General features: G+C 67.0%; 11 protein-coding genes and 2 pseudogenes. 4 read left to right on the top strand and 9 right to left on the bottom strand.

What is annotated here, in order from left to right; all coding sequences use genetic code 11:
- Positions 1-117: 117 nt before the first annotated feature.
- The 3 genes from ACFCZF_RS40115 to ACFCZF_RS40105 all read right to left on the bottom strand — a co-directional run bounded on the left by ACFCZF_RS40115 (position 118) and on the right by ACFCZF_RS40105 (position 1,082).
- Positions 118-321: a cold-shock protein gene (locus ACFCZF_RS40115; RefSeq protein WP_376675866.1), complete on the bottom strand. Its 204-nt coding sequence runs from the start codon at positions 319-321 to the stop codon at positions 118-120.
- 159 nt (positions 322-480) lie between these two features.
- Complete coding sequence (locus tag ACFCZF_RS40110) at positions 481-819, bottom strand: STAS domain-containing protein (RefSeq protein ID WP_376675865.1); 339 nt, start codon at positions 817-819, stop codon at positions 481-483.
- Positions 816-1,082: a hypothetical protein gene (locus ACFCZF_RS40105; protein ID WP_376675864.1), complete on the bottom strand. Its 267-nt coding sequence runs from the start codon at positions 1,080-1,082 to the stop codon at positions 816-818. The genes ACFCZF_RS40110 and ACFCZF_RS40105 overlap by 4 nt, the downstream gene beginning before the upstream one ends.
- A 241-nt stretch (positions 1,083-1,323) precedes the next feature.
- Between ACFCZF_RS40105 and ACFCZF_RS40100 the strand changes: the two genes are divergently transcribed.
- Positions 1,324-1,674, top strand: coding sequence for a hypothetical protein (locus tag ACFCZF_RS40100; RefSeq protein WP_376675863.1), 351 nt, complete (start codon positions 1,324-1,326; stop codon positions 1,672-1,674).
- Positions 1,675-2,539: 865 nt separating this feature from the next.
- On the top strand, positions 2,540-3,073 hold the full coding sequence (locus ACFCZF_RS40095; RefSeq protein WP_376675862.1) for a CbrC family protein: 534 nt from the start codon (positions 2,540-2,542) through the stop codon (positions 3,071-3,073).
- Between the two features lie 158 nt (positions 3,074-3,231).
- Here ACFCZF_RS40095 and ACFCZF_RS40090 read toward each other — a convergent pair whose 3' ends face one another.
- The 5 genes from ACFCZF_RS40090 to ACFCZF_RS40070 form a co-directional block, all read right to left on the bottom strand.
- Positions 3,232-3,732, bottom strand: coding sequence for a hypothetical protein (locus ACFCZF_RS40090; RefSeq protein ID WP_376675861.1), 501 nt, complete (start codon positions 3,730-3,732; stop codon positions 3,232-3,234).
- A 149-nt stretch (positions 3,733-3,881) separates the two neighbouring features.
- Positions 3,882-4,325 (bottom strand): peptidoglycan-binding domain-containing protein, encoded by a 444-nt coding sequence (locus ACFCZF_RS40085; RefSeq protein WP_376675860.1) that lies wholly within the window; start codon positions 4,323-4,325, stop codon positions 3,882-3,884.
- Between the two features lie 236 nt (positions 4,326-4,561).
- Positions 4,562-5,266 carry a hypothetical protein gene (locus ACFCZF_RS40080; protein WP_376675859.1) on the bottom strand — a complete coding sequence of 235 codons (705 nt, stop codon included), beginning with the start codon at positions 5,264-5,266 and terminating at the stop codon, positions 4,562-4,564.
- Between the two features lie 35 nt (positions 5,267-5,301).
- Positions 5,302-7,620, bottom strand: a complete 2,319-nt coding sequence (locus ACFCZF_RS40075; protein ID WP_376675858.1) for a glycoside hydrolase domain-containing protein — start codon at positions 7,618-7,620, stop codon at positions 5,302-5,304.
- 32 nt (positions 7,621-7,652) lie between these two features.
- On the bottom strand, positions 7,653-7,901 hold the full coding sequence (locus ACFCZF_RS40070; RefSeq protein WP_376675857.1) for a hypothetical protein: 249 nt from the start codon (positions 7,899-7,901) through the stop codon (positions 7,653-7,655).
- A gap of 335 nt (positions 7,902-8,236) precedes the next feature.
- Here ACFCZF_RS40070 and ACFCZF_RS40065 point away from each other — a divergent pair.
- Both ACFCZF_RS40065 and ACFCZF_RS40060 read left to right on the top strand, forming a co-directional pair.
- Positions 8,237-8,308 (top strand): annotated as a pseudogene (locus ACFCZF_RS40065) (hypothetical protein); the annotation flags it as partial.
- A gap of 408 nt (positions 8,309-8,716) precedes the next feature.
- Positions 8,717-9,112: a DUF2690 domain-containing protein gene (locus tag ACFCZF_RS40060; RefSeq protein WP_376675869.1), complete on the top strand. Its 396-nt coding sequence runs from the start codon at positions 8,717-8,719 to the stop codon at positions 9,110-9,112.
- A 239-nt stretch (positions 9,113-9,351) separates the two neighbouring features.
- On the opposite strand, the pseudogene ACFCZF_RS40055 reads toward ACFCZF_RS40060, so the two are convergent.
- Positions 9,352-9,582: pseudogene (locus ACFCZF_RS40055) on the bottom strand (hypothetical protein); the annotation flags it as partial.

Raw genomic sequence — 9,582 nt, 5'->3', positions numbered from 1 at the left:
TTTTGTGGTTTGGGGGGGGGGGGGGGGGGGGAGGGGGGGATCTTTCTTTTTGTTTTGTGGGGGGGGGGTGTTGGCTCGGGGCCACCCCCCCCCCCTCCTGTGCTTGTGACGTCCCGGTCAGCCGCGGACGATGTTCTGCGCCTGTGGCCCCTTCTGGCCCTGCCCGATCTCGAAGGTGACGTGCTCACCTTCCGTGAGCTCGCGGAACCCGTTGGACTTGATCTCCGAGTAGTGCGCGAAGACGTCCGGGCCCCCGCCGTCCTGGGAGATGAAGCCGTAGCCCTTCTCGGAGTTGAACCACTTCACGGTGCCGCTGGCCATACTGGTCGATCCTTCGCTCATACCCGGGAACAGCCCACGTCCGGGCATGCTCCAACCCCTGCGTCAACAGGAGCCACCAGCCTTCCTACCCCAGACCGGCCCGTCCATCCGGCTGGTCTGCCGCCACCGCCTCGCCGGCACCGGCCCGCGACCATTCCGCTACGCCGCACGCCCGCTGACCCCGAGCACAGCACCGGTCTGCGTCAGCCGGAACAGGCGTCCGACGACCGGCGCGCGCACCTGAGCGACGCCGAAAACGACGCCGACGTTGTCCGCCTGGGCCCGAGCCCGCAGCAGCACGCCCAGACCGGAGCAGTCGCAGAACCGAACACCGGAAAAGTCCACCTCAACCCGGTGCACTCCGCAGCTCAGCGCCTCATCGAGAGCATCACGCAGCCGCGGAGCAGTGCCCAGGTCGATCTCGCCCGCCACCGTGATCACCACCCGCCCGGCCTCCTCCCGGCGGCCGAGCCTGAACTCCTGGTCCTGGTCACTCACGACGACCTCCCCGCTGACCCAGCCAGCCGGTAACGCACCTTCTCGTGGGACAGACCGGCCGCATCACCGATCCGCCGAAGACCCCATCCACGACCGGACGCCTCCGCCATCGCCCCGTCCAGGGCCTTCGCGAGCAGCGGGTCCAGCTCCTCACGCAGACCGGCCGCCAGCCGCAGCCGGGTCTCGGCTGGCATCCTCTCCAGCTCCGCGCAGTACCGGACGACCGCCGCCTTCACATGGCCGAGCTCCACCTCACCGCCCATACGAGAGCGCCTGACCCGCCTCGGCACCGTCAAACCCATTGACACACGGCGGCAGCCCGGGAGCAATCGTGGCCGTCCGATCCGGCAGTAAAACCGCGGACCGTACAACTGACACTTCTCGTGGCAGAGCCACTGACGTTCGCGTGGCAGACGACAGTCATAGACCGGCGATCAGAGCGGCCACGGGAACGCCGGTCGCTACGATCACCGCATGCCAAGCGCTGACGAAATCTTGCAGAAGATGAGGACACTCCAAGAACGCCGGGAAGCGGCCGCGGCCCCGCTGGTCGACGTCCTGGCCAGGCGGAGCCGCCTGCTGGTCCTGCTGGCCGAACTCGACGAGCCGTACGGCAAGGCGTACGTCGACGCCGAAGCGGCGGGATGGACACCGGAGGAACTGGCGCAGCTCGGCGCCGACGAGCCGGCGAAGCGGCCGCGGGCCCGCTCGAAGCGCTCGCGGTCGTCGACGAAGAAGACCGGCGGCCAGGTATCCGGGGCGGCCCCGGAGAGCGGCTCGCCGGCGGGCGGCATCCCGCTGCAGGACGGCGCGGTCGCAACCGAGGGCACGACGCTGGACGCCGCCTCCGACTGACCGGACCAAACACAGAGAGGGGGCCGCCGGGCGCGCTCCCGTTCGCGTACGTGCTCGTGCGGTATAAGGCGCACCACAGTTCGAGGCGTGCCTTTCCGGGCGGTGCGGCCGGGCTATTGGCCACGACGATGCGGACAGGGCTGACCAGCTCGACGACCTGGTCCCCATCGCGGCAGCAGCTGCTCCCCCTCAGCCACGGTCGGACGGTGCGGTCTGCTCACGCCGGCGCGTCCGTGACGGCGGCAGTACGGCGGCCTGGCCGCGTCGGCCGGACAGACTGCATCCCGGCAGCAGCCACCTCCCTCCCCCTCCCCGCCGGCTGTCCACGCGTACAACAGCGGTACCGTCGGCCGGGGTCCGACCCGTCATGTAAACCCCGGCGGGATGCCGCCCCACCGGAGACCGGCACCACCCACTGGGGCCTTTATGTCGGAACGACAGACAAGGAACGCTGCAAGCGCTGCCGGGGCGGGTCGGCACGATGGCGTCAGTCAGTCGCCGTCGTCTCGCGTCACTCCGTGGAGTGGCGCACCTGTAGGACGGCGTACAGAACTCCGGCAGACGACGCTCACGCGTCGCAGACCTCGATTCCGGCGAAGTCACCGGGCGGATACGCGCGACGGCCGACAGCCGCACCAAGAAGCACGGTCACTCAAACCAAGCGGAAGGGAAGATCCTCGCAACAGCAGGGCGACTGAATCGTCCTGTCAGACCCCATGGGCGCGGGAAGCAGTGGACGATCGCCTCGCCCTGCGGTTCGTCGAAGGGACCATCCCCGCGCTTGATCGACGTCCTGCCCACAGAGCAGACTGCTTCTCATGGAATCAGTGGGCATGGCCATCGAGCTGCGGACCGGACAGTGCCGATGAGTGCCGTCCTGCCCTTCTTCCGTTATCACCCAGACCCCCTTGCAAGCGGGTCCATCTGCGCGGCCGCCGAGATGTGTGCCTGCTGCCGGCGCGACAGAGGATGGATCTACACGGCGACCTTCTACTCCGCTCAGGACGTCAGCGGTCGGTTCTGCCCGTGGTGCATCGCAGACGGGAGCGCAGCTGAACGCTTCGCGGGTGAATTCACCGACTCCTACGGGCTCGACGGTGTCAGCGAGGACGTATTGCACGAGGTCACCCGCCGCACCCCTGGTTTCCACGCCTGGCAGGATCCGCACTGGCTCGTCCACTGTCGGGACGCGGCCGCCTTCGTGGGCGAAGTCGGATACGCCGAGCTGGCGACGCATCCTGAAGCACTTGACCAGCTTCGGACCGACATGCGTCTCGACGGCTTGCACGACGAAAGCCGGCTTGAGCGCTTCCTGACCTGCCTGGGCGAGGGGGCAACCGCCATGCTCTTCCGCTGCACCGGCTGCGGAAGCCACCTCGCCTACGTTGACGCGTCCTGAGCATCGTCCGTGCTGATAAGTCTGCGGTAGCAGAATGAGAGTGCGGGCGATGCCGTCGTAGGCGAGAAAGTGGTTGGCCTTCCCTCACAGCCATCCAGCACGAACCGCGAAAATCGGCACGTCGGAAGGCTGCCCGACGTGCCGATCGGGACGGCTTGTCAGGCAGTGGCCTTGATCGTGGAGACGTGATCGGCCATCCCACGGTCGTCGTACACCGTGATCGTCACGCTCCTGCCCTCCGGTATGTCCAGATTCACCTTCTTGACATCCCAGATGTCGGACGATCCCGGGGGCATGTACAGCCCGTACCGTCCACCATCACCTTCGTAGGACACCTTGTAGTAGAGGCCGTCGTTGTCGTTGGCGACGTCGTACATCCACAGCACTTCGTCGTACGGGTGGAATTCAACCTTCGCCAACGCGTAGCCACTCTGGTTACCGAAGACGACCTTTCTTCCCACCCCGCCGTCATCCTTCTGAAAATAGGTACCGTCGATGTCGTCATCGAACCGGCACGGGCAGTAGACCGTCCGCGCCGAATCGTTCTGAATGACTCTCGGGTCAGGGTTGTAGGCGCTTGCCGGCGCGGTGGCCATGGTGGTGACGGCGACCGCGGCGGATGCCACTGCGACAAGGGACGCGATTGTTCGATTGCGCATATTCATCCTTCGATTGCTTTGACAGAATTCCGTGTTCTTCTCGGGGGCCTGAACTCTGATCTCAGAAGTGCGTCGGCGGCTACCGCAATTGGCTCGCAGATACAGGTGCGGCTGCCCGGCGTCGCTTCAGGCGAGGACAAGCGCCGAGCTCAGGTGACGTTGGCCATCCGCCTGAACGCCGCCCTGGTGTCCGGCCCGGCGACCCCATCAATCGGGCCGGTGTAGCGGTACCAGGCCTTGAGGTAGCGCTGCAACGCCTTCACCGTTCCCGTGCCGACGATTCCGTCGATCGATCCGGTGTAGCCCCAGTTCTCCTTGAGGAGCCGCTGCATCGCCTTCCAGCTGTTGGTGCCGAGTTGCCCATCGATCGCGCCCGTGTAGCCCCAGGCCCTCAGAAACTTGCCCTGAAGGCTTTTTGCCTCAGAGGTCGTCAGACCGAGGTTGACCACAGCTAGCGGGGCGAATGCCTCCGCACTCGCCACCGGCTTCTTCTCCGGGGTCGCCGCGACGCCGGCGCCTGCGGCGGCCAGGCTTCCGGCAGCGATCCCGGCGACGGTGGTGACGGTGACGAGAGTCCTCGTCATGGCTCGCATGTGTATTCCCTCCCATAACCGGAACAACCCGCTGCGGGCGGCTCGGTGAGCAGTCTTCGGGCGGTGATGCACGGATCGCAACGGTCGCCGCCCAAGTGACCTGCGAGCGGGACGTCTCACGGGCTGACCTGCGGGGACTTCCATCCCGGCGGGACACGGTGGGACGGCTGGGACCACCGTGAAAGCCGCTGGCGCGGTCACCCGCGAGTGCACCTGCCGAGACGTCGCCCGGACTTCTACCGCTTCTGCCGGTTACGCAGGTCCCTGGCCCGGACTCGCCGCCGGGCGGCGAAGACGTCAGGGACGACGCCGGCACCGGCTCCGGGGCGGGCCTCCCATTCCCTGATGCGCGCCGCGACGTCCGCCAGCGTCGCGTCTCCCGGTGCGACGTCGATCTGGAAGTGAGACTCCTTGGCGGGCTCCTGGTCGCCGCCCCACGTCACCACGCCGTCCAGTTCCGCCAGGATGTCCCGGATCGTGGCGAGGTCCTGGGGGAAGACATTGCCTTTGGACCCTGCCGGGTAGAGGGGCTGGAAGATGGTGATGGCCGTCCCGGAGAGGCAATTGCTCTCGTACGGTGGGCCGATCATCCGGTCGGTGGTGTGCCCGGTGATGTCCCGGGGACCGATCTCGTGGACTTCGTAGTGGTAGCGGCGCGCCAGGTGGAGCAGGACGGTGGCGACGTCATCGCCGCGGCAGGAGACGCGGGTGCCGCCCGCTCCTTCGATCAGGTGTTCCGGCGCTTGCTCGATGACCGGCCAGCCGTTGGTGCTGTCCGCCTTGTCCCACCGCCCGGCCGCCGGAGCGGCCGTGGCCACCCCGGCGGTTCCGGTGGCGGACCACAGGGCTGCCCCGCCGATCGCGAGGAAGCCGCCGACGACCTGGCGGCGCCTGAGCAGTGTGTACGGTGCGGGTTTCCCGTGTTTCCCGTGCTGGTTCACAGGTGGTCTGTCTCCTCGTCGTGGGTGATGCACGGTCAGCCGGCCATTCCATGGAGGACATCGACGAACCCTTGGACGAAATCGTCGAGCTTGTCGTCCGGCAGCGAGTCGGGCATATACGTGCCGTAGCCCGCGGTGTCCTCGATGAGGAATTTCCGTCCGGCTGCGATGACGGGACTGTTCGTCGTAAGCATGTCCCGGGCCAGCGCGTGGGTGTTCGCCTTTGTCCCGAAGCGCTGACTGCGGTAGTCACCGAACCGCCCGTTGTTCCCGCCGCTCTCGTAGTGGCGGAGGACCGCGGTGGCTATGTTGAGACCGGCGCTGACGCGTTTGGCGAGCAGGTATCCGTCCGCGTCCTCCAGGAGGTCCGAGTAGCCGAAGGTCGAGGGGAGACCGGTCTTCGCCAACCGCTCCACGCAGTACTGGTAACCGGAGGCGTAGCTGTCGCGGTCGCGTTGCCACTCCGCGTAGAAGGTGATGAGGTCCCCGCCCCAGCCGGCGACGTCACCATGGTTGACCCGCTGCGCGTCGGCGGGCTGCGGGTGCTGGAAGTGGCCGTTGCAGGTGGCCATGAGGTGTTCGATGCCCATCTCCTGGCCCGTGGCGCTGTCCACGAAGCTGGCCACCCAGCGGGCGCCGCGCGCGTACTTGGCGTACGTGATGAAGTCTCGGTCCGGCGAGCCGATGAGAGCCGTCCACTGGATGTTGTCGTACGACATGTGCCGGAGGTATTCCATGACGAGCCTGTTCGGATTTCCCTTGCCGTAGGCGCGGGCATACTCGTAGATCTCCGCGACGTAGTCGATGAAATCCTCGGACGGGGAGACGGTTTCGTTGACGCTTCCCTGACCGGAGTCCGTGCCGGGCCGATGGGCATTGTTGTCGAGATCGAAGGAGTCTGATCCGTTGGGGAAGCGGAACTCCTTGATCTGGTTGAACGACCAGTTGGCCGGCAGGGGGAAACCGAGGTTTCCGGAGAAGCCCCAGGACATACCGGAAACGAACGACCAGCGGGCGTAGGTGGCCTCGGTGACCCGTGCGCACACATTGCGGGACCCGTACACGCCGTGTACGTAGCGCTTTCCCTGCGCGGCCAGTCCTCCGGTCACTCCTTGGAAGTAGGAAATGATGTTGGAAGTGATCTCCGGGTCGGTGGCGTCGTAGTCGACGGCGAAGTAGATGACCGTGCCACGGTTGAACCCGTAGCCGACGGCACGCTCATGCGCTTCCAGCGCGTGGCGGTACCCCGAGTTGTAGCTGAAGTCGCCGAGTTCCCGGGCGTTGTCCTGGTAGATCGGGAAGACGCGGAGTCCGTTGCTGAAGATGCTGTCGAGCTCTCCGGGCTGGATCTCCTTGTCGAGGGTGCTGCCCGGCGGGTCGTATATGTAGCGCCCCACGTACTTGTAGCCTTCCGCGGCCAGGGCCCGCGCGCGGGAGTCGGTGATCGTGAAGCGGGTGTCGCAGGCGTCGACCTTGCGTTCCGGATCTCCCGTGGACACCAGGAGTTGGGCCCAGGTTGCGTAGTCGCCTCGCCCGTGGTCCTCCAGCATGGAGAACCTCTGGAAAGCCTTGACGAATTCGGTGAGAGTGGAGTCGTAGGTGTCCTTGAACGAGCTTGTGTAGTGCGAGCCCTCGGCGGGAACGGGTTCGTTGAAGACGCATGCCGCGGAAAAGAGCCTCACGAGGGCTCCCGTGTCACCTTGGGACAACGTGTTGGCCTTCAGCCTCGCCTGGGTGCCGGGACCGAAGTTCCCGTTGGCCTGGTCCTCGGGGACGCCCACTTTGTACTGAATAGCCTTCATGAGGGCCTTCTGGACGTCACGTGAGTAGTGACCGTCGCACGGTCCGATGAAGAAGGTGGACTTGCTCAGGTAGTTCCGGTTGAGCCACTGCTGGATCGCTCGGACCTTCTCGGATCCGCCCGCGAGGACGATGTAGGCGTCCATCGTCAGCAGTGCTTTGAGCACCTTCGGGGTGACCATGCCGCCGTGGTCCGGCAAGCCCATGTCCGTGGTGATTGAGATGACGGAGTTCAGCGTTCTGGTGTCGTACCGGCCGTCGCCGTTGCCGCCCCAGTACCCCTTGCAGAACAAGGCGTACTGGACGAGATTGACCATGTTCGCGTTCGTGTGCCCCAGGCCGATGTCGCCGTAGGCGGTCAGCCGCGACAGGGTGGTGGGGCCGAAAGCCGCGACGGGCGGGCTGATGCCCAGTTCGTGCTGGAGCCCCATGATGAGGGAGTACATGGTGTTCCAGCCCGTCTGCCCGTCCTCGGCGCAGGGCTTGTAGCCGGGGACGTCACCGTAGGTGCTGTTCACCCATTTCTGCGCTTCCAGGACCTTGGCGTCTGCCACTACTGTCTCCGTATGTCTGTGGGTGGAATTGATCAGAAGCCCATGGGCTTCTCGTCCAGGACGCGGCGGACCCGTGAGGCACCGAAAACAGCCGCGGACGATGTGTGGCCGGACCGGAGTCGTGCGACAGGGCGTGAGGCCGAGCTTGTGCTGGAGGCAGCAGGTGAGGGCGTACAGGGTGCCCCCAGCCCGGTGAAGCCCTCCTTGGCCACGGTGGGCATGCCGTCGACGTTGCAGGCGTCGATGAAGTCATGTGCCCGCAGGACGAGCTCGTCTGCCATGGATGTCCATTCGCCTGGTCGGACCGGTTGATGGACACACGTGCCCGCCGCTGCGGCCTCGCGGTGATCGAGTGGGCCGGCCCGGCAGGTGTCCGCGGTCTTCCTGTCGGGGCGGGTGATCACATGCTCGCTTCGGGACGGCAACGCCGGTAGAGCGGTGGGAACGGGTGGGACATGATGGGAAGCGGGACGCTTCAACAGGCCCTGCATCAGGGGGACAAGACGAGGGAGGACGAGTGGTGGCGGGACAGGCTGGGAGACCCCGGGCCGGTGGAGCGCCCGGGGAAGCCAAACTTCTGACGGAGCAGCTGAGGCTGCTGCGGCGGCGCAGCGGAATGACCCTGGCCACGCTCGCCGGCCGGACGAGCTACAGCAAATCGTCGTGGGGGCGTTACCTCACCGGAAAGGCACTTCCGCCCCGACAGGCAGTGCGGGAATTCGCCCAGGCGGTCTCTGTCCGACCCGACCGCCTGCTCCTTCTGCTGGAGATCGCCGAGCGCGGGCAGCCGGACGGAAAAGCTCCGGAGGACGCCGATTCCGTCGCGCGCCCCGACGCCTCCGAAACACCGCCGACGGTAGTTCCCGATCCAGATCCAACTCCCGATCCCGAACCGGTTCCGAGCACGAGCACCTCCGTGGTCCCGGACGCGGACTCGCCCGGGGCTCAGCCGCCGAAGCAGCCCGCCACTTCCGCGCCGCTCCGCCGGCCGCGGCGCTGGGGACTCGCCTTCGGGGCCGCCGCCACCGGTGTGGGGGTGGTTACGGGACTGCTCGCGGGAATGCTCATCGGCGCCCCGGAAAGCCAGGGAGAGCCCATGACCAGAGGCAGCCTCACGAAGTGCAGCGGGTTCGAGTGCCGGAACAAGGACTCCCAGCGCATGGAATGCCACATCGGAGTGTGGACCGCTGCGGCAGCGAAGGTCGACGGCGTCCACCTGGAACTGCGCTACAGCCCCCGCTGCGGAGCCGCGTGGGCCAGAATCACCGAAGGCCAGGTCGGGGACACGGCGAGGGTCGAGGGGCCGAACAACCACTCGGCCGCCCGCTCGATCACCTACGACCGGGACACCTACTCACCCATGGTCGAAGCCCCCTACCCAGCAGCCGCACGGGCCTGCGTGGTCCTCAAGGACGGGGGCAAGGAGGTCTGCACCCCGCACGGTGGCGCCTCGCCTCTGCCTGCCGCGGTCACCGACGAGAGCAAGCCGTAGCCACCGGCCGCCCGCGCCCGGGCCGGTGCTACGGTGCGCGGCCGGCCGAGAGCACCCGACCCCCACTACAGTGGCGGGTCCGCTTCGGCGGTCATCGCCGCACCTCCGCCTCGGGCGGGCGCGTCGCCGGGCGGTGGTGTCGGCTGAGGTGGCCAGGTACACTCCCGCTCCTCCTCGGCTCCCGGTCCGGTGGCGGGGGCAGGGCGGCTCCTGGTGGCCGCCGACGCAGGCGGAGAGTTTCATGCGCGGTCTGATGACGTGCCGTTGATCCGCTCCACCTCGGCGAGCTCTCGTCCCGGCGTCTTCTCGCCCTCGTAGGTGCGCAGCCAGCCCAGGTCAGGTAGAGGACGGTGAGCCTCTCCCCCGTGCAGCGGTGTGTGAGCGATCATGAAATTCCTCAGGCAGGGCGGGTTCTGCGTCACGTAATTCCCCACCCCCGCGGTCACGTAATTCCCCATGGGGACGACGGA

Origin of the sequence: Streptomyces sp. NPDC056296 (genome assembly GCF_042268605.1) — a bacterium.
GTDB lineage: Bacteria > Actinomycetota > Actinomycetes > Streptomycetales > Streptomycetaceae > Streptomyces.
Note: the sequence above shows the minus strand (reverse complement) of the source record. Positions and strands in the feature narration are given on the sequence as shown.

What these genes read in the sequence shown, in the direction of transcription:
- ACFCZF_RS40115 (WP_376675866.1), bottom strand. Translation starts at nt 321, where the DNA reads ATGGCCAGCGGCACCGTGAAGTGGTTCAACTCCGAGAAGGGCTACGGC.
- ACFCZF_RS40105 (WP_376675864.1), bottom strand. Translation starts at nt 1,082, where the DNA reads ATGGGCGGTGAGGTGGAGCTCGGCCATGTGAAGGCGGCGGTCGTCCGG.
- ACFCZF_RS40100 (WP_376675863.1), top strand. Translation starts at nt 1,324, where the DNA reads ATGAGGACACTCCAAGAACGCCGGGAAGCGGCCGCGGCCCCGCTGGTC.
- ACFCZF_RS40095 (WP_376675862.1), top strand. Translation starts at nt 2,540, where the DNA reads ATGAGTGCCGTCCTGCCCTTCTTCCGTTATCACCCAGACCCCCTTGCA.
- ACFCZF_RS40090 (WP_376675861.1), bottom strand. Translation starts at nt 3,732, where the DNA reads ATGCGCAATCGAACAATCGCGTCCCTTGTCGCAGTGGCATCCGCCGCG.
- ACFCZF_RS40085 (WP_376675860.1), bottom strand. Translation starts at nt 4,325, where the DNA reads ATGCGAGCCATGACGAGGACTCTCGTCACCGTCACCACCGTCGCCGGG.
- ACFCZF_RS40070 (WP_376675857.1), bottom strand. Translation starts at nt 7,901, where the DNA reads ATGGCAGACGAGCTCGTCCTGCGGGCACATGACTTCATCGACGCCTGC.
- ACFCZF_RS40060 (WP_376675869.1), top strand. Translation starts at nt 8,717, where the DNA reads ATGACCAGAGGCAGCCTCACGAAGTGCAGCGGGTTCGAGTGCCGGAAC.